Raw genomic sequence first — 20138 nt, 5'->3', positions numbered from 1 at the left:
CCGGGGGGAGCGGGCCGATGACCGGCACCGAGTACGGGCAGGACGCGGAGATCCACCCGGACGCCACCCTCGGCGACGCCGACGACCGCCCCAGCCTCGGGGCAGACCCAACGATCCGTAGCCACACCGTCGTCTACGGCGACGTGGTCGTCGGCGACCGGCTCTCGACCGGCCACGGCGCGGTGATCCGCGAGGGAACGATCCTCGGCGACGACGTGCTCGTCGGCACCAACACCGTCATCGACGGTCACTGCACGCTCGGCGACGACGTGAGCCTCCAAACGGGGGTGTACGTCCCCCGGAACACGACCATCGGCGACCGGGTGTTCCTCGGTCCCCACGCGGTCCTCACCAACGACCCCTACCCGTTGCGCCAGGAGGCCGACCTCGAGGGGCCGACCATCGAGGACGACGTCTCGATCGGCGCCAACGCGACGGTCCTCCCGGGGGTGACTGTCGGCGAGCGCGCGTTCGTCGCCGCTGACGCCGTCGTCACAGAGGACGTGCCGCCGGGGACGCTGGCCATCGGCTCGCCGGCCGAACACCGCCCGCTGCCCGAGACGCTCCGCGGGGGGAACACCGCATGATCCCGATCGCTGACCCCGACATCGGCGACGACGAGATCGAGGCCGTCCGCGACGTGATGGAGAGCGGCCAACTCGCAGACGGGCCGGCGGTCCGTGAGTTCGAGGAGGCCTTCGCCGAGTTCTGTGACACCGAGCACGCGGTCGCCACCACCAACGGCACGACCGCGCTCCACGCCGTCTTCGAGGCCCTCGGCGTCGGCGACGGCGACGCCGTGATCACGACGCCGTTCTCCTTTGTCGCCAGCGCCAACGCGATCCGGCTGGCCGGCGGCGAGCCGGTGTTCGCCGACGTGGACCCAGAAACGCTGACTATCGACCCCGCTGCGGTGGCCAGCGTCCTCGCCGAGCGCGACGACGTGGTCGCCGTGCTCCCGGTCCACCTCTACGGCTTCCCCGCCGAGATGGACCGGCTCCGGGCGCTGACGGACGCTCACGACGTGGCGCTGGTTGAGGACGCCGCCCAGGCCCACGGCGCACGCTACAAGGGCGAACCCGTCGGCTCGCTCGGCGACGCGGCGTGTTTCTCGTTCTACCCGACCAAGAACGCGACCAGCGCCGAGGGTGGGATGGTCACCACCGACGACGCCGACCTCGCCGACCGCATCCGGCGCTACATCGACCACGGCCGCACGTCGGGCTACGACCACGCGACAGTCGGCCACAACTTCCGGATGACCAGCGTCTGTGCAGCCATCGGCCGCGAACAGCTCCGGCGGCTCCCCTTCTTCAACCTCGCGCGCCGGGGGAACGCCGCCTACCTCACGGACCGACTGGCCGACAGCGCCGTCGAGACGCCGCCGGAACGGCCCGGCGTCGACGCTTCCTACCACCAGTACACCGTCCGGACCGACGAGCGCGAGGCGCTGATGGCGCACCTCGAGGACCACGGCGTCGGCTCGAAGGTCTACTACCCCACGCCGATCCACGAGCAACCGGCCTACGACGACGTGGAGGCCGACCTGCCCGTCGCCGAGCGCGCGGCCGACCGCGTGCTCTCGCTGCCGGTCCACCCCGGGCTCTCGGTCGAGGACCTCCGAACGGTCGCGCGTGCCGTCGAGACGTTCGAGCCCTCAACGACGCCGGTCCCGAAACCGGGGGTGACGGACTCGTGAGCGACGCGCCGCTGCGGGCCGGCGTCATCGGTGTCGGGAGCATGGGCCGGAACCACGCCCGGGTGTACCAGGAGCTCTCGGAGTGCGAACTCGTGGGCGTCGCCGACGCCGACGCCGCCGCGGCCGACGCCGTCGCGACGGAGTTCGACACCGAGGCCTACGACACGATCGAACTGCTGGCGCGGGCCGACGCCGTCTCGGTCGCCGTGCCGACGCCCGTCCACGAGCCGGTCGTCCGGGACTGCATCAACACCGGCGTCGACGTACTCGTCGAGAAACCGTTCGTCGACGACCCCGCGGTGGGTCGGGAGTTGGCCGAGGCCGCGGCGACGGCCGGCGTCACGCTCCAAGTCGGCCACATCGAGCGGTTCAACCCCGCCGTCAGGACGCTGCTGTCGGGGTTCCGGGACCTCTCGGTGATCGCCGTCACCGCCGAGCGCCTCGGCCCACCGCTCGAACGCGAGATCGCGGCCGGGGTCACCTTCGACCTGATGATCCACGACATCGACCTGCTCTGTACGCTGCTCGGCGCGACGCCGACGCTGGTCTCGGCGACCGGCGCCGGCGACGGCGAGTACGCCACCTCGACGTGGACCAACGATGACGGCGTCGTCGCCTCGCTGACCGCGAGCCGACTCACCCAGGAGCGGGTCCGCCGGTTGACCGTCACCGCCGAGGAGTGCCGGATCGTCGTCGACCTGCTGGACCAGACCGTCGAGGTCCACCGACGCTCCAGCCCGGAGTACGTCGCCGCCAACGGCGACGTGCGCCACCGGATCGAGAGCGTGATCGAGCGCCCGTTCGTCGAGAGCGGCGAACCGCTCAAACGCGAACTCGCGGCGTTCCTCGAAGCCGCGGCTGAGGGGACCACGCCCCTCGTGACCGCCGAGGACGGGATCCGTGCGGTCGAACTGGCCAGCGCCGTCGCCGCGAAACTGGGGCGGCCCCAGCAGGAGGTGTCGCCGTGACCGCCTCGCTGTACGACTCGCTGCTCGAACCCGACGCCCAACGAACCCAGTTCGGCGCCGGCGAGATCCCGGTCGCCGTCTACGGCCTCGGGAAGATGGGCCTCCCGCTGGCGTCGGTGTACGCCGAGCACACCGGCAACGTCACCGGCGTCGACATCGACGAGACTGTCGTCGAGCGCATCAACGTCGGCGACTGCCACGTCCAGGGCGAACCCGGCCTGCCCGCGCTCGTCGAGTCACTCGTCGCTGACGGCTCGCTGACGGCGACGACCGACGCCGCGACGGCCGCTGCCGACGCGGTCCTCCACGTGGTGATGGTGCCGACGCTGATCGACGACCGGAACAACCCCGACCTCTCGGCGGTGAAGGCGGCCGTCGACGAGATCGCGGCGGGCCTGGCGCCGGGCGACACCGTGATCTTCGAGTCGACGCTCCCGCCGCGGGCGACGACCGACGTACTCCGGCCGCGGTTGGCCGAGGAGAGCGGGCTGGCGGGCGACTGCTTCGGCGTGGCCGTCTGTCCAGAGCGAACCTCAAGCGGTCGCGCGCTCGCCGACATCCGCGGGACCCACCCCAAAGTCGTCGGCGGCGTCGACGACGAGAGCGGCCGCGTCGCGGAACTGGTGTACGGCGAACTGGTCGACAACGACATCGTCCGGGTCGCGGACGCCACCACCGCGGAGGCGGTGAAGGTGTTCGAGGGCCTGTACAGGGACGTAAACATCGCGCTGGCGAACGATCTCGCACGGCTAACCGGCGAACTCGGCGTGGACGTACGGGCGGCCATCGACGCCGCCAACACACAGCCGTACTGCGACATCCACACGCCCGGCCCCGGCGTGGGCGGGCACTGCATCCCCTACTACCCGTACTTCGTGTTGAACTGGCTCGACGGCCAGCCGGCGACGCTGGCGACGGCCCGCAGCGTCAACGACGCGATGCCGCGGTTCGTCGTCGACCGCGTCGCCGAGGGGCTGGCGGTCACCCGAGCGGCGAGTATCGCCGACGGCGGGGTCTCCATGGCCGACGACCGCTCCGACGCGACGCCCGCCCCCGACGAGGTACTCGACGGCGCGACCGTCGCCGTCCTCGGCCTCACCTACCGCGCCGGCGTCGAGGAGACCCGCGCCAGCCCCGGGATCGACATCTGTGCGAACCTGGCGGCCCGCGGGGCGTCCGTGCTCGCTGCCGACCCGCTGGTCGACGCTGAGGGACTCACGGCGACCGATGTCCCGGCCGAAGAGCTCCCGGACCACGCCCCCGACGCGGTCGTGCTCGCGACCGCCCACGAGGCCTTCGAGGCGCTCGACTGGACCGCGCTGCCGCCGACGGTCGTCGTCGACGGCCGGGACGTGCTCGACCTGACCGGGACCGACCACCGGCTGTACACCGTGGGGCGCGGATGGCAGTGAGCGACGGTTTCACGATGGGGGCGTACGCCGACCTCCTCGAGTCGATCAAGGACGGCGGTCACGAGTTCATCACCGTCCGTGAGTACCTCGCCAGCGACGACCTCCCCCAGCGGTTCGTCGTCCTTCGACACGACGTGGATCGCCGACCCGGTCGGGCGGTGCGGATGGCGGAACTCGAAGCCGACCACGGTGTGAGAAGCACCTACTACTACCGTACCTCGACGTTCGAGCCGGACCGCACGCGACGGCTCGCCCGGCTCGGTCACGAGGTCGGCTACCACTACGAGGACTACGTCGCCACCGACGGCGACCTGCGGGCGGCCCACCGCCGATTCGCGATGAACCTCCAGCGGCTCCGCCGCGGCCACTCCGAGCCCGTCCAGACGATCTGTATGCACGGCAACCCCCTGTCGCCCCACGACAACCGGACGATGTGGACCCACCCGAAGGCGCCCGACTTCGAGACGTACAGCCTGCTCGGCGAGGCCTACCTCTCGATGGACTTTGTCGACGTGGCGTACTTCTCCGACACCGGCCGGACGTGGAGCGATGGGCCGCTGAAGGTGAAAGACCACACCATGGGCGAGGGTGAGAAAGAGGTCAACCCCGCGACGACCGACGGCCTCGCAGCGCTGTTCCGCGAGGGCGAAATCGAACGGGCCTGCCTGCTCGCCCACCCCGAGCGCTGGGTGGACTCGCTGCCGGAACTCATCGCCGCCCGCTCGACCGACGGGGCGGTGAACCTCGTCAAACGGGGTATGGCGCTGTTCAGCTACGGCGCCGCTGACTCCTGACTGTCGCCCACCCGATCTCGAAGGGTTCCCGTACGAGCTGTAGTTTGGCTATTACAAAGCGCGAGACAGGCCTCCTCGGAGCCGATGTGCGCACGAGCGTGCATCGGACACACAGATGGTACGTGAACTCACCGACAGCGACGAGGGGAAGACCGTGGTCACCGCCGGCGGCGAGGAGGTCGGAACGATCGACCGGATCCACAACAACAACGCTCACGTCAAACCCAAGGGATCGCTCTCACGGAGCATCCGCCGACGACTGGGCTGGGCGGAGGAGGACGATATCTTCGAGGTCATGCACTCCCAAATCCGCCGGATTTCGGACGACGAGGTGGTGCTCAGGGAGTAGCCGGGCGCTCGCCGCCCGTGAAGCGATGGACGACCCTACCCGGCTTACCCGTTCGAAAACAACTGTTCCTACTGCGGAGCGAAAACAGCGCTACCGTTCGGTTCCTTCGGGTAGAGGGATCCTTTCTGTGAACGGTCGTATGTGTTTATGTTGTCTCGGCGCCATCATACCCACGGTGAAAGAAGATGCAATCAGACGGTTCGATACGTGCGAGCATGCTCGATTGGGTGTCGCTGACGCTGGTAATCGTCGGCGCGATTAACTGGGGACTCGTCGGCCTCGGCGGGTTCGTCGACGCCAACTGGAACCTGGTGAACCTGATCTTCGGGTCGATCCCCACCCTGGAGAGCATCGTGTACGTCCTCGTAGGGTTGGCTGGCCTGTACGAACTGTACTTCGCCTACCAGCTTTACGACGCCCGCACGGTCTCGCGCAGCCCCGGCGGACGGACGACCGAGTGACCGACCAACCCCCGCGGGCGGCTCCGCCCGCCCGCACCGTTTTCCGTTGATCATCCCCGAGCGGCGACGTCGGCGACGCCGACGCCGACGGCTTCGAGTGGCGACGCCCGGCTTCGATCGTGTAGGTCCATCTTCATACTTGGCTGATACGTAGAGAGGGACACCATGCCCTCCTCCGCGGCGCTCGATCGGCCCGACGACTGCCCCGACGCCGCCGAGTCCGGCTGAGTGGGATGTACGACGTGATCCTCTTCCCGACCGACGGCTCCGAGGGCTCCGCCAGCGCCCGCGACCACGCGCTCGAACTCGCCGCCGACCAGGGAGCGACCCTCCACGCGCTGTACGTCGTCGAAGCGCTCAGCCACGAGGCGTCAGTCCACAGCATGGTGCTCGAAGAACTGACCGGTCGGGGCGAAGCCCTCGTCGAGGCGGTCGCGGAACTGGGCGACGAACGCGGCGTGCCGGTCGAGACCGCGGTTCTTGAGGGGAACCCGGCAGCGACCATCGTCGACTACGCCGAGGCCAACGGGATCGACGTGATCGTGATGCCGACCCGGGGCCACTCGGAACTGACAAAGGCCGTCCTCGGCAGCGTCACGGACAAAGTGATCCGGATGGGGACGGTTCCCGTCGTCGTCACGACGCTCGAGGACTGACAGCCCGACGGTCGCCAGCAGCCGTCGGACGACACTACCGCATCGACGACGCCCGATGCGGACGGTTCCGGCCCTACTGAACTGAAGGACAGTATTACTCACGCGCCACCATCCATAACAAAACCCTCAGCCGGCGACGACGGAACACGATGTCCGATCCAACAGACACGCCGTCAGAGTCCACCGACGTATCACCGCCGACACGCCGCCGCTTCGTCGCCCTCACGGGCTCAGTCGTCGGTACCGTCCTCCTCGCGGGCTGTGGGGGCACGGGGACCGACACCGACGGATCGCCCAACGGGACGATGGCCACCGACGGCACCGGCACGTCGATGGACACCGAGACGGACGAACCGATGGGGACCGACACCGACACGCCGGCCGAGGGGACGGAAACCGAGACGGAGGCTCCCGAGGAGACAGAAACCGAGACCGAGACGCCGGCCGGCGAGGCGATGGTCCGCGTCGCCCACCTCTCACCGGACGCCCCGAACGTCGACGTGTCCGTCGACGGGACGGCCGTACTGGAGGACGTCCCCTTCGGGACCGTCAGCGACTATCTGGCGCTCTCTGCCGGGGAACACACCGTCGTCGTCACGCCGACCGGTCAGCCCGATACCGTCGTCTTCGAGGGCGAGGTGACAGTCGAAGCCGAGATGGCCTACACCGTGGCCGCCATCGGCGAGGTGGCCTCCGACGCCGACCAGCCGTTCTCCCCGCTGATCCTCGAGGACGACCTCGAACCGCCCGAGAGTGGCACCGCCCGCGTCCGTGCGGTCCACGCGTCGCCCGACGCACCAGCCGTGGACATCACCGTCGGCGGCGGCGAGACGGTGCTGTTCGACGGCGTCGCCTTCGGCGAGTCCGGCTCCGTGGAAGTCCCGGCGGGCGACTACACCCTGGAGATCCGTGGCGACACGGAGTCCAACGACGGCGAAATCGTCGCCGACTTCGACGTGACCGTCGAGAGCGAGCAGGTGTACACCGCTTTCGCCAGCGGCTACCTCTCCCCCGACGACGAACCCGCCGACGTGCCGTTCGACCTCATCGTCACACAGGACACGGGCAGCGCCGAGTAGCGCCCGATTCGATCTCCTTGTTTCGAGTGACAAAACCGCCCGGTGCCGCGTTTTAGGCGGTTCGTAGCTTTAAGAGACGGCCCCATCGGCGTAGGCGGCTGCTGATACACCATGTCACTCGCTGAGAAAATCACCGACCGGCTCCCAGTGACACCCGTCGTCGAGTCCGTGCTCCTCGGCGCGTCGTCGCGGCGACCGCTCGGAACGAACGTGTTCGATCGGGGTTGGGACCTCTTGGTCGTACTTGACACCTGTCGGTACGACGCGCTCGCCAGTTTGGCGCCGGAGTACGAGTTCGTCACCGACGTGGACTCGATCCACAGTCTCGGGAGTTCGACCCGGGAGTGGACGGCGAACACGTTCACCACCGGACACCGGGACCGGATCGCCGAGACCGCCTACGTCTGTAGCAACGCACAGGTCACGCGGACGCTCGAAGCCGGCAATGCGATGGAGTCGCCGCTGGCCCGCCGGTTCACGTCGTGGGACACCGTCGAGCCCGAAGCGTTCCACACGTTCGACTCCGTCTCGGACTACGCGCCGACGGACCCCCACGGGGGGACGACGGTGCCCGAGATCGCTACCGATCGGGCGGTTCGCGTGGGCCGCGAGGTCGACGCCGACCGGATGATCGTTCACTACCTCCCGCCGCACAACCCCTACCGGGCGAACGCGCTCCGGGAGAACCGTACGCTGGAGTCCTACGAGTACCGCCCGTTCGACTACCTGCGCGACGGTGGGGACCGCGGTGTCGTCTGGGAGCGCTACCTCGACGAACTCCGCTGGGTCCTCGACGAGGTCGAGGTGCTCCTCGACAACGTCGACGCTGACCGTGCGGTCGTCACCGCCGACCACGGGGAACTGTTCGGCCACATGGGCCTCTACAGCCACCCCACGGGCGTCCCACACCCCCGGCTCCGGCGGGTCCCGTGGCTGGAGACCACCGCGACCGACACCGGCTCCTACGAACCACACTACGAGAAGCCCGACCGACGACGCACCCCGAAACAGACCGCCAAACAGTTGGAGTATCTCGGCTACCGCTAGCGCCCTTTTCCCCGATCACGTTGACGCCGCAGCGCCGTGGCTCACCCCTCGTCTGGCGCCATGAGGTCCGACTCGGCGGCCATCTCGGTCCCCTGGAGGTGGGCTTCGAGGAACCAGAGCTGTTTATCGATCTCCCGGGATAGCTCCGTGAACATGTCCGAGGTGTCGGCGTCGCCGATGGCCGCCGTCGTGTCGATCCACGCGCGCATGTTCGCGGCGTGGGCGGCGAAGCGATCGGCCAACGCCACGACACACTCGCTGCCTTCGGTCGTGTCGGGGGGGAACTCCCCGAGTTGGGAGTTTGCGGCGGCCTGTCTGGCCGTCCCGTGGGCCGTTCCGCCCAGGGCGGTCAGTCGCTCGGCCAGGATGTCGGCCTGCTCGGCGAGGAGTTCGGCCTGTTCGTCGAACAGCAGGTGGAGTTCGCGGAACTGCATCCCCTTGACGTTCCAGTGGGCGTGTTTGGCTTGGGTCTGCAGATCGGTCGTGTCCGCGAGCGCCTGGTTCAGCGCCCGGGCGACCTCCTCGCGCACTTCCGGTTCGATGTCGTTTCTGGTCGAGAACGGAACAGTCTCGGTCGTCTCTTGGGCCATACCCCAACGGTTGGCCGCCGGGGAGTTTCGTTATGAACGCTCCCCTGTCCGTAGGTTCGGCTTTCGAGGCGCCCGCGGGCTCAGTTCTCGACTTCGACGGCGACCTCGTTGCGGCGGGTGAACGGCAGCGTCCACGGCGCGTCGTAGCCCATGAAGAACGGCTCGCCGACCGTCGCCACGTCGGCGTCGGCGAGCGTCGACAGCAGCGCGTCGCGTTCGCGCGTGATCCGTGCGGTCGTCGGCCGCCACGAGAACTGGCGAACCGCGAGCGTCCGTTCGGGCACCGTGACCAGTTCCACCCGGTCGTCAGTCGGCACTGGGGCTGTCTCCGGGCCGTAGTCCGCGGGGAGGTAGAACGCCATCCGGACGCCCTCGTCCCGCCGTCGGTCCTCGTCGCCGTCGTCGCGTTCCGGGAGCCGAGAACCGAGATCGACCTCGACGGGGGTGGTCATCCGGATCGACGCACCGCGGGGGCGGATCTCGACGGGCGTCGTCATCGAGATGTCGTTGCTCCCCTCGTTCGCACCAGCGATGTACCGGAACAGCCGCCCGAACGCCTCGTTCTCGGAGTCGGCGGTCGTCTCGACCGTCACCACCCGTGGGTACCGCCGGAGTTCGACCTCGCCGAGCCGGGCGACGACGGTGTAGGGGACCGTCTCGGCGTCGTCTCGCTGCCGGCGGCCCCAGACGCTCGCGGCGACGAGGGCGCCAACAGTGAGGCCGGCGCCGACTGTTGCGGCCCGCTTCAGCGTCCCAAGGCGACCGTCGTCGTCCCCCGGCGTCGACCTCGATTTAGGCATGGAACGAGCCCAGACAGTTGTACAGTTGGCGCTCGTAGATGTCCGGCTGTTTGGCGATGCCGAGGTGCGAACCGATCTTCGCGTCGCTCCAGTGGGCCTTTTCGGTCCCCTGTAACAGCCAGTTCAGCAGTCGCGGATCCACCTCGAACCGGACGTAGCCGTCGTACTGGTCCAGGTCCGGCGAGCGCACCAGTTCGTACCCCTCGCCGTCGAAGGTGAGTTCGACGTACTCGTCGTCGAGCATGCTCACGAGCACCGTCGTGTCCGTCTCGAAGCCGACCGACTGACGGTTCTCCTCGAACTTCTCGTAGGCCGCCGGGAGCCGCTCGTACAGCTCCTCGCGGTCGGGCATCGGCTCGTCCTCGTAGTCGAACTCGCGCTCGGCCAGTTCCTCCTCGATGTAGCGCTGTTTCTCCTCCTGATCCAGCGGCTCGTACGGTTTCGAGAGGCTCCCGTCGGTCAGGTCGATGTGCTCCCCGGAGTTGAGGAACACACACTGGTGCTCGTCGGGGACGTGCCGTTCGAACCACTCGTAGGCCTCGATGCGGGGCGGGTTCGCGGTGTACTCGTTCAGGTCCGCAAGGTCGCCCGCGAGGACGTACTCCCCGGCGAAGGGGAGGTAGTAGTCCGGTTCCATCAGGTCGACGAACTCCGTGGCCAGTTGGTGTTTCTCGAGGATGACCTCGTCGCGGGCCTCCAGTTTCTCCTCGTGGCTGTAGTCGAGCATGCACTGCGGGTAGAACTGGGCGGCGCTGTACTGGTGACAGAGCATGTCGATGTCGCCGTAGCGATCCTTGACCTGCCGCATGCTCGTCTCCACCATCGGGTACGGGCAGTCGTTCATGTTGACGACCGTGTGCTCGCCGTCGTCGATGGCCGCCAGCGAGTCCACCTGCGTCGAGCCGAGTTCGGGGTTCCCCTCGACCCACGAGCAGCCGAAGTAGTTCCCGCAGATCTCGGGGTCACAGGCGTCGGCCGCGAGGATGTTGATGTGGAGGTCGCCCCCGACGTGGGTCCGCTCGCCGTGTTCGAGTTCGTGGACGTCGAAGCCGATCTCCTCGATCTCCTCGCGGAGCCAGTCCCAGCGGTAGTCGTGGACGTACACCGGGATGTCGGTGTTCATGCGCTCCAGCGTCGCCGGGTCGAAGTGGTCGGGGTGGATGTGAGAGATGTATATCCCGTCCGCGTCGTCGAACTCCTCCGGCTCGGCCTCGAGCGGGGGGTAGTGACACCACGAGCCGTAGAACGCCCCGTCCTCCAGCCACGGGTCACAGAGGAGTGTCGTGTCGTCCGTCTCGACGAGGATGGCCGCCGAACTGAGGTAAGTGACCTTCATTCGTTCGACCGGCCGTATCCGCTCCCGGGTGTTCGTTATTAAGCGGTTACCGTCGTCACCCGGGCCGTTGGAACGCCCCCTAGGTCAAGGTATAAGTGGGTTCCCTCGCCCGTTCTCCGTGTGCAACAACGCGACTACGAGAACGAACTGACGTATCACACCCACCAACAGAACGGCACCGAAGCCGAGTTCCACGAGGCCTACGAGGCCGCCGTTGATTCGGTGAGAGCCGACCTCGGCGCCACACACCCGCTCCGCATCGACGGCGAGGCCGTCGAGACAGGCGACAGCTTCGGCGTCCAGTCGCCCGGGGACTTCGACCTCGAGATCGGCGAGTTCGCCGCGGGCGAGGCCGAAGAGGTCGAGGCCGCCGTCGACGCCGCCAGCGCGGCCCAGCCCGATTGGGAGGCGATGGAGCCCGAAGAGCGGACCGAGTTCTTCACCGACGCCGCCGACCTCCTCCGCGAGCGCAAGTACGAGTTCGCCGCCGCGCTCTCGCTGGAGAACGGGAAGAACCGGACCGAGGCGATGGCCGACGTGGACGAAGCCATCGACTTCCTCGACTTCTACAGCCGCGAGTTCGAGCGCACCGACGGCTACCGCTTCGACACCGGCGAGCCGACGCCCGGCCAGCACACGCGGAACATCCTGCGGCCGTACGGCGTCTTCGGCGTCATCGCACCGTTCAACTTCCCCGTCGCCATCACCATGGGGATGACCGCGGGCGCGCTCATCACGGGCAACACCGTTGTCCTCAAGCCCGCGAGCGCGACCCCGCTGGTCGCGCACATGTACGTCGACCTCCTCGAGGACGCCGGCATTCCCGACGGCGTCATCAACCTCGTCACCGGCGGCGGCAGTGACGTCGGGAACCCTCTCGTCGAGCACGAGGACGTGGCCGGCGTCGCATTCACCGGCTCGCGCGCGGTCGGCCTGGGCATCCAGGAGACCTTCTCGGAGCTGGGCAAGCGCGGCCCCGTGATCGCCGAACTCGGTGGGAAGAACCCCGTCATCGTCACCGACGAGGCCGACCTCGACGACGCCGTCGAGGGCGTGATGAAGGGGGCGTTCTCCTTCAGCGGCCAGAAGTGCTCGGCGACCTCCCGGGTCTACGTCGACGAGTCCCTGATCGACGAGTTCACCGACCGCCTCGTCGCGGAAACCGAAGAGCTGACGATCGGTGAGCCGACCGCCGAGGACACGTTCGTCTCGCCGCTGATCGACGACTCGGCGCTCGAACACTACCTCGAAATTGCCGAGAAAGCCCGAGAAGACGGCGAGGTCTTGACCGGCGGCGCCGAGGTCGAGGACGACGCCCTCCCCGAGGGTCGCTACGTCGAGCCGACCGTCGTCGCGGACATCCCGCACGAGCACGAACTCGCGACCGAGGAGCACTTCGTCCCGTTCCTGACGGTCCACCCCATCTCGGACCTCGAGGAGGGGATCGAGAAGTCCAACGACAGCGAGTACGGCCTCTGTGCCGGCATCTTCTCGGAGGACGAGTCCGAGGTCGAGCAGTGGTTCGACGAGATCGAGTCGGGGATGTGCTACGCGAACCGCTCCCAGAGCGCTACGACGGGTGCGCTCGTGCAGGCCCAGCCCTTCGGTGGCTGGAAGTTCTCCGGCACGACCGGGAAGTTCGCCGGCGGCTACTGGTACCTCCAGCAGTTCATGCGCGAACAGACCCAGACCCGCGTCGAGTGATCACCGACTGACGGGCGGTCGCTCCCCCGCTTTCACGAGGGGCCGGCGCTTTCGACCTGTTCAGCAGGTGAGGCGGTTGTCGGCGATCTCGTTGTCGCTGCTCTCGGCGCCGACGCTGATCTGTGGCTCGCCGTTCTCACAGACGACGTTCCTAGTGACGGTGTTCTCCCGCGACCGTTCGACCGAGATGCCGCTGTCGCTGTTCCCCCGCACGACGTTCTCGCTGACGTTCGTCGTCCGCACGAAGCGCAGGCTGATCCCGTAGACGCCGTTCCCGGCGACCCGGTTCTCGGCGACCGACCCTTCCCGCACGTCGGCGAGGGAGACCCCGCTGGCGTCGTTCCCAGTGATGCGGTTCCCGCGGACCTCCGGGGCGTCGCTGTCGGAGAGCGAGATCCCGTTTCCGTCGTTGAGGGTCACGACGTTCCCGCTGATCTCGGTTCCCGTCTCCCCGTTCGAGGTGGCGATCCCGCCGCGGCCGTTTCGGCGGACGGTGTTGTCTCGGACCTCCGTCCCGCGCCCGCCGTCGAAGACGACGATCCCGTAGGCGCCGTTGTCACCCACCGTGCTCCCGGTGACGACGTTTCCGAGCCCTGAGTCCTCCAACAGGATACCCGTCAGGCCGTTGTCCCTGACCCTTGCCCCGTCGACCCGGCTCTCGGCGGCGTCGACGAGGTGGATCCCGGTATCGACGTTCGAGCGACTGACCACGTCACGCAGCGTCACGTCCCGAAGGGTCGTCGCCTCGCCTCCATCGACGTCGATCCCGGTTCCCCAGTCGGTCACGACCACGTCCGTGACGGTCACGGACTCGAAGCGTTCGTCCTCAGGGGCGACGATCGCGATACCGACCGAGCCGTCGCTGTCGACGCCGTCGATCCCGTGGCCGTCACCGTCGATCGTGACGCCGTCGACCGTCACCTCGATACAGGCGTCCTCGTCGGCGTTTCTGACGTTCCCCGTGAGGACGTACGACCCGGGCTCATCGATGACGGTGCAGTCGTCGATCCGGGTCACCACGTCGCCATCGTCCCCGTCGTCGTCATCACCGTTGTCGCCATCTCCATCGTCCGGCGGTTCGCCCGGCCCCGCGCCGAGCGTCTCGGGGTCGACTTCGAGCCCGTTCAAACGGAGGGTGAGCCGCGAGTCCCCGCCGGTCCGCTCGAAGGAGAGCACCTCCCCGCGAACCCGGAACGCGTCGCCGGTCTGGTCGCCCGTGACGCCGCGGATCGTCCGCGTGCCGTCGTCGTTGCGGACGATTCGGTCGTCGTCGTCGCCGGCGACGGCCTCCTCGGTTTCGACGCGTTCGACGGGCCCGCGGACCCGGATCTCGTAGCGGACCTCCTCGCCCTCGTCGCGCGAGACGACCTCGACGGTCTCGGTGTTGAGGAGTTCGTCGCGGGTGAGTTCCAGCCCGTTCAGCGTGAGTTCGCCGTCGGCATGGCCACGGATCTTCCGGAAGGAGACGATCTCACCGACGACCACGTAGGCGTCGCTCAGCCCGTTCCCGGTCGTCCCAGTCACCGTCACGGTGCCGTCGTCGTTCCGCCGGAGCACGTCGTTCGACTCCGACTTGATCCCGTCGTTGACGCGGGTCTTCTGGACGTACCCGCGCACGCGAAACCGGTATGCGTACTCACCATCGCCGATGGATCGGACCCTGAGGAAGTCGATACTCCGGGGTCGTTGGGTGGTCTGTGCAAGCTGCTGTCCCGCGGCCTGTGCATCGGCCGGCGCCGTGAACGTCGCCGGAGCCGTCGACGGTTCGGCTGCGCCGTCGGTGGTGCCGGCCGTGGCGAACGGGCCGACCGCAGCGACGGTCCCACCGAAGACGGCGCTCGCGACGATGATGACCACGAGAACTCGGGGTGTGAGCCGTGTCTGCTGCATCGTCGGCTGTTCGGCCGCCGAGCGCTTCGTTATGAACTGGGACTCGATTCAGGGGGCTATCCTACTCGGGGAACGGCGATTTCACGCGCCGGGATCGATCGCTCCCGACGGCCTCGGTTGCGTACCGCTACTCGACTCCAGTATCGACGAAAACAGCGCGTGAGGGCCCGCGCCCAACTCCACCGGCCCGTACTCAGTCCTGTGCGCCCGCACCCACGGACTCCCAGCCCGCCCGCACGTCGTCGGCCGCAACCTGCATGTCGTGGGCCGACTCGGCGTGGTTCCGGACGAGATCGATGACCTCGTCGTCGTTCTCTGATCGGACCATGAACTCACACTCGCCGCACGCGTACTGGTGTGCCATTGCGGTACACACTTCGCCACGCAGCGACCTTGTTAGCCGGGAGTTTTGCTGGCCTCCTCGGACCCTACCGTTCCGACGCCTTGGAGGTAGTCGCTGCTGACATAGGGAAGATTCGGGTCAACGACTGTCAACTGCCTCGAACGGGCGCTCGATGGGGCCAGCCCCCCGGCAGCGCCCGACTGTACGAGCGCCTCATCAATCGGACTCCGCCACGTGCACCTCCCGATGATGCAGGAGGCCCCGGTGATCGTCTATGACGCAGATCTCGGTACCGTCACCCGCGGCCCGGGGTTCTCAGAGATCGCCTCGCTGCCCGACGTTATCGACGATCACCCGGGCCAGTAGGCCGGATTCTGTCGTCGCCGGATCGTTCGTCGACCTCCACTTCGATGACGTCGTTCTCCAGTATCGTGACGACGGTGCCCGCGTACACGAAGCTGATAGTCACCTGCGATCCCCGATCACGGGCCAACAGGACCTCGAGAGCGTCCTGATCCAGGCTGTGTTGGAGGGGGGGAAGATCCACTGCCGACTGGTCGGTCGCGACGGCCACCGCCTCGACGATGGCGATGCTGATCCCGACCGAACGGTCCCAATCGCGGCGGAGGGTAAATTCGTCGGACTCCACGCTCGGGACCGTCGGTTCGTCGTCTGTCTCGTTCGTGTCGTCGTTCATGCTGATCGGGCCTGTTCCCTGCTAGCAGCCGTTCGAGTTCTATAGCCGTAGATGGCTACTACATGGATATATGCTTGTTGTACGGATCCGCGTTACCCCTGCCTACTCACGGTCCCCGTCCAGTTGCCAGGTGTTCAGGTCTGTCACGATCGACGGGGACCTCCGCGGCGACACCCAGACTGTGCTCTCCAGAATCGAGGTGTTCGTCTCGGGGCTGGAGTGGCTGAGTACGTCGGCGCTCCCGGGCGACGAGACCGAGATCAGCCGGCTGTTGCTCGCCGACCGCGAGGCGATCCTCGTGAGTTCGTTCACGGTGGGCAGCGACCACGAGCGCGAGAACGAACAGGGCGTTCGGTCGCGGCTTCGACAACGGGCTCGTCGCAATCGTCCGGCGGCTGATGGCTACCGGGCTGCAGCTACAGCACGATACCGGAAGGCTGAGCGCCGAGTAGTTCCCTCCTGGTTGTCCGTCGCTTCCTCCCCGGTGAGCGGACGGCTCACCCGGTGTTCCGGCGGCTCCCACTGCGCCTCCGACGCCGTCGACGCCGCCCGATGCACGGCCAGACGACCCTCAGCCCGTCCATAACTATGGGTCCCTCTCCGGATTACCCGGATAACCGCCACACGCGGCGTGTCACTCCGCCACACTATGACGACGCTCACCATCGGACTCGACGGGGCGAACTGGGACCTGATCGGCGACTGGCTCGATGAGGGCCGGCTGCCGAACCTGCAACGACTGATCGACGACGGCATCGGCGGCGTCTCTGAGAGTTGTCTGCCACCGATCACCGTCCCCAACTGGAAGTGCTACGCGACGGGGAAGAACCCGGGCAAGCTCGACGTGTTCCGCTTCGACCGCATCGACACGGCCGGCCGCGAACACGTCTTCCACGACGCGACGGACTTCCGCAGCGCCGAGCTCTGGGACTACCTCAACGACGAGGGGCTGACCGCCGGCGTCATCAACAAACCCTCCACCTATCCACCAAAGGAGATCGACGGCTTCGTCGTCGCCGGCGGGCCGGACGCCTCCGAGACGACCTATCGCTCGCTTGACCACGGCTTCGCCACCCCCGCCGACGTGGAGACGTTCCTGCGGGAGGAACTGGACTATCGAGTCCACCCCAACCCCATGATCTCGCCCACCGAGAAGGGCGACGCCGAGGTCGAGGCGGTGCTCGACCTCATCGACACGCGCTTCGAGGCTGCCGACCGGCTGCTGGAGCGTGAGGACCCTGACTTCCTCCATCTGACCGTGTTCTACAGCATGGCCCTCCAGCACTACTTCTGGGACGACGAGCCGGTCCGCCGCGCGTGGGAGCGCATCGACGAGAACCTCGGGCGCTTCCTCGACGCCGGCCACGACATCCTGATCATGTCCGATCACGGGACGTGGCACGTCGACACGGTGTTCTACATCAATTCCTGGCTCGAACAGGAGGGCTACCTCGCCACCGAGCGCGGCGTCGACGAACTGCTCGGGCGGGTGGGGTTCACCAAGGAGCGGGCGCTCTCGGCGGCCAAGACGCTGGGCATGACCGAGACGCTGGCCAAGGTCGTCCCTGAGCGCGTGCAGCGCCTCGTCCCGTGGGAGGAAGGCGTCAAGCGCGACCGCGTGCTCTCGGTGCTCGACTGGGACCGCACCACCGCCGTCGCCAGCAACCAGGGACCGATCTACCTCGCGATCGACCCCTCGGACCCGGCCTACGAGCCCACCCGCGACGAACTCATCCGGAAGCTGGAAGCGCTCACCCACCCCGAGACGGGCCAGCGGATCGTGAAGGCCGTCTACCGCGGTGAGGAGTTCTACGAGGGGCCCTACGCCGAGAACGCGCCGGACCTCCTACTCGATCAGGGCGAAAACGTCCACGTCAGCGACGCCGTCGGCCCCGACGAACCCATCGCCGCAGAGGGTGTCTGGGCCGGCGGCAACATGCCCGAAGGGATCTTCCTGTTCAGCGGCCCGCGCTTCCGCTCCGACGGCCTCACCGAACGGGCGTCGATCACCGACCTCACGCCGACGCTACTGCACGCGATGGGCGCGGCCGTCCCCACCGACGTGGACGGCGAGGTGTTGGACGTGTTCGCCCCCGGCTCCGAACCGGCCGAGCGCGGCGTCGAGACTCGCCTGCCCATCTCGGGCGACCGGGAGTCGGCCGCAGGCGACAGCGACGCCGTCGAGCAACGACTCGCCGACCTCGGCTACTTGGAGTAATGCGGCTGCTCGTCGACGTGACCCACCCGGCCCACGTCCACCTGTTCCGGAACGCCGCGGAGACGCTTCGGGACCGTGGTCACGAGGTTCGGGTGGTCGCCCGAGACAAGGACGTGACCCTTGACGTGCTGTCGGCCTACGGGATCGACCACGTTTGTCTCTCACAGACCCGCTCCGGCGCCGCCGGCACCCTCAGAGAGTGGCTCGGCCGCGGCGCGAAGCTGTACCGCTACGCCCGCGCGTACGACCCTGACGTGGTGCTCAGCCGTCTCAACCCCGCCTCGGCCCACGTCGCCGCCGCACTCGGCGTGCCTAACGTCGTGTTCCACGACACCGAGGTCGCGGGTCTGCTCGACCGCGTGACGCTGCCGGCCGCGGCCGTCGTCGCCACCCCAGAGGCGTTCGACCGCGAACTCCCGGCCCGGCACGTTCGTTATCGCGGCTTCCACGAACTCGCGTACCTCCACCCCGCGCGCTTCGAGCCAGACCCCGACGTGCTCCGGGACCACGGCGTCGACCCAGACTCGCCGTACTCCGTTGTCCGGCTGGTCGCCATGGACGCCCACCACGACCGCGGGCGGGCGGGCTTCTCGCGGGAGCACGTCGAGCGACTCGTCGATGGCCTCGCCGAACAGGGCCCCGTGTACGTCTCCAGCGAGTCGCCGCTCCCAGACTCACTCGCCGGCCGCGAACCGCCGATCCCCGTCGACGCGATGCACGACCTGCTCGCCTTCGCGGACTGCTACGTCGGCGACTCCTCGACGATGGCGACCGAGGCGGCGGTCCTCGGCACGCCATCTGTCCGGTACAACCCCCTCGACCGCGAGATGGGCAACTTCGAGCGACTGGGCGATGTGGGGCTCGTCCAATCGTACCTCGATCCCGAGCGGGCCGTCGACGCCGCCATCGAACTCGCAGCCGACGACGACACCGAACGACGCTGGCGTCGGCGCCGCCGCCGACTGCTCGGGGAGACCGTCGATCTGACCTCGTTTACTGTCGCGCTGGTCGAGGAGGTGGGCGCATGAGCGGCAACCCCCCGGACGCCGCCGACTTCCCCGGGCTCGAGGGCGAGGAGCGACCGATCCCGGACGGCCACGAGTTCGTCCTCCTGCTCACCCACGACGTGGACCGGCCGTACAAGACGTTTCAGGCGCCCTACTACGCGCTGCGGGGGCAGGGGAACCGCCTCAAGCACCTCGCGTCGCTCCTGCCCGGCCGCGAACCGTACTGGCAGTTCGAGACCGTGATGGCACTCGAACGCTCGCTTGGCGTGCGTTCGGCCTTTTACTTCCTCTCCGAACAGCGCGTCTGGGAACGGCCGCCCCGAGAGTGGCTCAGCCCGCGGACGTGGCAGCTGTTCGCCGGACGCTACTCCCTCTCTGACCCCGCGATCCAGCACGTCGTCGAAACTCTCGACGACGGCGGCTGGGAGGTGGGGCTCCACGGCTCCTACGACTCCCCCGACGACCGCGGGCGGCTCCGGGACGAACTCGCGGCCATCGAGGACGTGCTCGGCGACGACGTGACCGGCGGCCGACAGCACTACCTCAACCTCGAAGTGCCGGAGACGTGGCGCCACTACCGCGATCTCGGCCTGCGCTACGACACCAGCCTCGGCTCCAGCGAGGAGACCGGGTTCGACCACGGCTACGGCCTGAAACGTCCGTTCGACGACGAGTTCGTCGTGTTCCCGCTGACGATCATGGAGAACGCCCTGCCCGACCCGAGCGAGCGCTTCGATGACGCATGGGGGATCTGTGCGGACCTGCTCCACGAGGCCGCCGAGAACGACGCCGTGATGACGGTGCTCTGGCACCCCCGCACGTTCAGCGCGACCGACTTCCCGGGCTACGGGCAACTCTACCGACGGCTCGTCCAGACCGCCCTCGACCTCGGGGCGTGGGTCGGCTCCCCGGCCGAGTTCTACGAGGTCGCGGCGCTCGACCGCCCGCAGGCCCAGACCCACTAATCGCCCCCGGCCGATCGAGCGCCGCCGTCGCCGCCGATGCCGCCGCCGGCGCCGATCCCCCCGCCCCGCCGGCCCTCGGTAAGGAGGGGGTAACAATCGGGTCGGCCCCACTGCTCGCAGCTA

Annotated in this window: 22 protein-coding genes; 16 read left to right on the top strand and 6 right to left on the bottom strand. The window is 68.1% G+C overall.

The features are described 5' to 3' along the window. Nucleotides 1–17: 17 nt before the first annotated feature. The 10 genes from NO998_RS15030 (at nucleotide 18) to NO998_RS14985 (ending at nucleotide 8465) form a co-directional block, all read left to right on the top strand. On the top strand, nucleotides 18–587 hold the full coding sequence (locus tag NO998_RS15030; protein WP_267648106.1) for an acyltransferase: 570 nt from the start codon (nucleotides 18–20) through the stop codon (nucleotides 585–587). Beyond that, nucleotides 584–1699 (top strand): DegT/DnrJ/EryC1/StrS family aminotransferase, encoded by a 1116-nt coding sequence (locus NO998_RS15025; protein ID WP_267648105.1) that lies wholly within the window; start codon nucleotides 584–586, stop codon nucleotides 1697–1699. The genes NO998_RS15030 and NO998_RS15025 overlap by 4 nt, the downstream gene beginning before the upstream one ends. Beyond that, nucleotides 1696–2667: a Gfo/Idh/MocA family oxidoreductase gene (locus NO998_RS15020; RefSeq protein WP_267648104.1), complete on the top strand. Its 972-nt coding sequence runs from the start codon at nucleotides 1696–1698 to the stop codon at nucleotides 2665–2667. Before NO998_RS15025 ends, NO998_RS15020 begins: the two co-directional genes overlap by 4 nt. After that, the gene (locus NO998_RS15015) at nucleotides 2664–4079 is read left to right on the top strand and encodes a nucleotide sugar dehydrogenase (protein WP_267648103.1); all 1416 of its coding nucleotides are present in this window, start codon (nucleotides 2664–2666) and stop codon (nucleotides 4077–4079) included. Before NO998_RS15020 ends, NO998_RS15015 begins: the two co-directional genes overlap by 4 nt. After that, complete coding sequence (locus tag NO998_RS15010) at nucleotides 4070–4873, top strand: polysaccharide deacetylase family protein (RefSeq protein WP_267648102.1); 804 nt, start codon at nucleotides 4070–4072, stop codon at nucleotides 4871–4873. The genes NO998_RS15015 and NO998_RS15010 overlap by 10 nt, the downstream gene beginning before the upstream one ends. Before the next feature lie 115 nt (nucleotides 4874–4988). Continuing rightward, entirely contained in the window at nucleotides 4989–5222 is a 234-nt protein-coding gene (locus NO998_RS15005) for a hypothetical protein (protein WP_267648101.1), read from the top strand. A 185-nt stretch (nucleotides 5223–5407) separates the two neighbouring features. After that, on the top strand, nucleotides 5408–5683 hold the full coding sequence (locus tag NO998_RS15000) for a DUF378 domain-containing protein (protein ID WP_267648100.1): 276 nt from the start codon (nucleotides 5408–5410) through the stop codon (nucleotides 5681–5683). Between the two features lie 233 nt (nucleotides 5684–5916). Continuing rightward, entirely contained in the window at nucleotides 5917–6339 is a 423-nt protein-coding gene (locus NO998_RS14995; protein WP_267648099.1) for a universal stress protein, read from the top strand. A gap of 149 nt (nucleotides 6340–6488) precedes the next feature. Next, nucleotides 6489–7418 (top strand): DUF4397 domain-containing protein, encoded by a 930-nt coding sequence (locus NO998_RS14990; protein WP_267648098.1) that lies wholly within the window; start codon nucleotides 6489–6491, stop codon nucleotides 7416–7418. A gap of 111 nt (nucleotides 7419–7529) precedes the next feature. Further along, the gene (locus NO998_RS14985; RefSeq protein WP_267648097.1) at nucleotides 7530–8465 is read left to right on the top strand and encodes an alkaline phosphatase family protein; all 936 of its coding nucleotides are present in this window, start codon (nucleotides 7530–7532) and stop codon (nucleotides 8463–8465) included. A gap of 41 nt (nucleotides 8466–8506) precedes the next feature. On the opposite strand, the gene dps is transcribed toward NO998_RS14985, so the two are convergent. The 3 genes from dps to NO998_RS14970 all read right to left on the bottom strand — a co-directional run bounded on the left by dps (nucleotide 8507) and on the right by NO998_RS14970 (nucleotide 11191). Continuing rightward, nucleotides 8507–9055 (bottom strand): DNA starvation/stationary phase protection protein Dps, encoded by a 549-nt coding sequence (gene dps, locus NO998_RS14980; protein WP_267648096.1) that lies wholly within the window; start codon nucleotides 9053–9055, stop codon nucleotides 8507–8509. Nucleotides 9056–9135: 80 nt separating this feature from the next. Continuing rightward, nucleotides 9136–9855 (bottom strand): SOUL family heme-binding protein, encoded by a 720-nt coding sequence (locus NO998_RS14975; RefSeq protein WP_267648095.1) that lies wholly within the window; start codon nucleotides 9853–9855, stop codon nucleotides 9136–9138. Continuing rightward, complete coding sequence (locus tag NO998_RS14970) at nucleotides 9848–11191, bottom strand: MBL fold metallo-hydrolase (protein ID WP_267648094.1); 1344 nt, start codon at nucleotides 11189–11191, stop codon at nucleotides 9848–9850. The genes NO998_RS14975 and NO998_RS14970 overlap by 8 nt, the downstream gene beginning before the upstream one ends. A gap of 120 nt (nucleotides 11192–11311) precedes the next feature. On the opposite strand from NO998_RS14970, the gene NO998_RS14965 reads away from it, so the two are divergent. Beyond that, entirely contained in the window at nucleotides 11312–12895 is a 1584-nt protein-coding gene (locus NO998_RS14965) for an aldehyde dehydrogenase family protein (RefSeq protein WP_267648093.1), read from the top strand. 60 nt (nucleotides 12896–12955) lie between these two features. Here the strand turns inward: NO998_RS14965 and NO998_RS14960 are convergent, their stop codons facing one another. Both NO998_RS14960 and NO998_RS14955 read right to left on the bottom strand, forming a co-directional pair. Beyond that, entirely contained in the window at nucleotides 12956–14752 is a 1797-nt protein-coding gene (locus NO998_RS14960; protein ID WP_267648092.1) for a right-handed parallel beta-helix repeat-containing protein, read from the bottom strand. Between the two features lie 226 nt (nucleotides 14753–14978). Then, nucleotides 14979–15113: a hypothetical protein gene (locus NO998_RS14955; RefSeq protein ID WP_267648091.1), complete on the bottom strand. Its 135-nt coding sequence runs from the start codon at nucleotides 15111–15113 to the stop codon at nucleotides 14979–14981. Nucleotides 15114–15362: 249 nt separating this feature from the next. Between NO998_RS14955 and NO998_RS14950 the strand changes: the two genes are divergently transcribed. Then, the gene (locus NO998_RS14950; protein WP_267648090.1) at nucleotides 15363–15494 is read left to right on the top strand and encodes a hypothetical protein; all 132 of its coding nucleotides are present in this window, start codon (nucleotides 15363–15365) and stop codon (nucleotides 15492–15494) included. Here the strand turns inward: NO998_RS14950 and NO998_RS14945 are convergent. Continuing rightward, entirely contained in the window at nucleotides 15469–15825 is a 357-nt protein-coding gene (locus tag NO998_RS14945; protein ID WP_267648089.1) for a HalOD1 output domain-containing protein, read from the bottom strand. The two genes, NO998_RS14950 and NO998_RS14945, sit on opposite strands and share 26 nt — an antisense overlap. Nucleotides 15826–15955: 130 nt before the next feature. On the opposite strand from NO998_RS14945, the gene NO998_RS14940 reads away from it, so the two are divergent. From NO998_RS14940 to NO998_RS14925, 4 genes are all read left to right on the top strand, one after another. Next, complete coding sequence (locus NO998_RS14940) at nucleotides 15956–16411, top strand: hypothetical protein (RefSeq protein ID WP_267648088.1); 456 nt, start codon at nucleotides 15956–15958, stop codon at nucleotides 16409–16411. Nucleotides 16412–16474: 63 nt separating this feature from the next. Further along, complete coding sequence (locus NO998_RS14935) at nucleotides 16475–18043, top strand: alkaline phosphatase family protein (RefSeq protein ID WP_267648087.1); 1569 nt, start codon at nucleotides 16475–16477, stop codon at nucleotides 18041–18043. Further along, nucleotides 18043–19071 (top strand): DUF354 domain-containing protein, encoded by a 1029-nt coding sequence (locus tag NO998_RS14930; protein ID WP_267648086.1) that lies wholly within the window; start codon nucleotides 18043–18045, stop codon nucleotides 19069–19071. The genes NO998_RS14935 and NO998_RS14930 overlap by 1 nt, the downstream gene beginning before the upstream one ends. Continuing rightward, nucleotides 19068–20015 carry a polysaccharide deacetylase family protein gene (locus NO998_RS14925; RefSeq protein WP_267648085.1) on the top strand — a complete coding sequence of 316 codons (948 nt, stop codon included), beginning with the start codon at nucleotides 19068–19070 and terminating at the stop codon, nucleotides 20013–20015. Before NO998_RS14930 ends, NO998_RS14925 begins: the two co-directional genes overlap by 4 nt. Nucleotides 20016–20138 lie beyond the last annotated feature (123 nt).

This window comes from Halolamina litorea, assembly GCF_026616205.1.
Taxonomy (GTDB): domain Archaea; phylum Halobacteriota; class Halobacteria; order Halobacteriales; family Haloferacaceae; genus Halolamina; species Halolamina litorea.
Note: the sequence above shows the minus strand (reverse complement) of the source record. Positions and strands in the feature narration are given on the sequence as shown.

Excerpts from the sequence above, each read along its gene's own strand:
- NO998_RS15030 (WP_267648106.1), top strand. The coding sequence starts at position 18 with ATGACCGGCACCGAGTACGGGCAGGACGCGGAGATCCACCCGGACGCC.
- NO998_RS15025 (WP_267648105.1), top strand. The coding sequence starts at position 584 with ATGATCCCGATCGCTGACCCCGACATCGGCGACGACGAGATCGAGGCC.
- NO998_RS15010 (WP_267648102.1), top strand. The coding sequence starts at position 4,070 with ATGGCAGTGAGCGACGGTTTCACGATGGGGGCGTACGCCGACCTCCTC.
- NO998_RS15005 (WP_267648101.1), top strand. The coding sequence starts at position 4,989 with ATGGTACGTGAACTCACCGACAGCGACGAGGGGAAGACCGTGGTCACC.
- NO998_RS15000 (WP_267648100.1), top strand. The coding sequence starts at position 5,408 with ATGCAATCAGACGGTTCGATACGTGCGAGCATGCTCGATTGGGTGTCG.
- NO998_RS14995 (WP_267648099.1), top strand. The coding sequence starts at position 5,917 with ATGTACGACGTGATCCTCTTCCCGACCGACGGCTCCGAGGGCTCCGCC.
- NO998_RS14990 (WP_267648098.1), top strand. The coding sequence starts at position 6,489 with ATGTCCGATCCAACAGACACGCCGTCAGAGTCCACCGACGTATCACCG.
- NO998_RS14985 (WP_267648097.1), top strand. The coding sequence starts at position 7,530 with ATGTCACTCGCTGAGAAAATCACCGACCGGCTCCCAGTGACACCCGTC.
- dps (WP_267648096.1), bottom strand. The coding sequence starts at position 9,055 with ATGGCCCAAGAGACGACCGAGACTGTTCCGTTCTCGACCAGAAACGAC.
- NO998_RS14975 (WP_267648095.1), bottom strand. The coding sequence starts at position 9,855 with ATGCCTAAATCGAGGTCGACGCCGGGGGACGACGACGGTCGCCTTGGG.
- NO998_RS14970 (WP_267648094.1), bottom strand. The coding sequence starts at position 11,191 with ATGAAGGTCACTTACCTCAGTTCGGCGGCCATCCTCGTCGAGACGGAC.
- NO998_RS14955 (WP_267648091.1), bottom strand. The coding sequence starts at position 15,113 with ATGGTCCGATCAGAGAACGACGACGAGGTCATCGATCTCGTCCGGAAC.
- NO998_RS14945 (WP_267648089.1), bottom strand. The coding sequence starts at position 15,825 with ATGAACGACGACACGAACGAGACAGACGACGAACCGACGGTCCCGAGC.
- NO998_RS14935 (WP_267648087.1), top strand. The coding sequence starts at position 16,475 with ATGACGACGCTCACCATCGGACTCGACGGGGCGAACTGGGACCTGATC.
- NO998_RS14930 (WP_267648086.1), top strand. The coding sequence starts at position 18,043 with ATGCGGCTGCTCGTCGACGTGACCCACCCGGCCCACGTCCACCTGTTC.
- NO998_RS14925 (WP_267648085.1), top strand. The coding sequence starts at position 19,068 with ATGAGCGGCAACCCCCCGGACGCCGCCGACTTCCCCGGGCTCGAGGGC.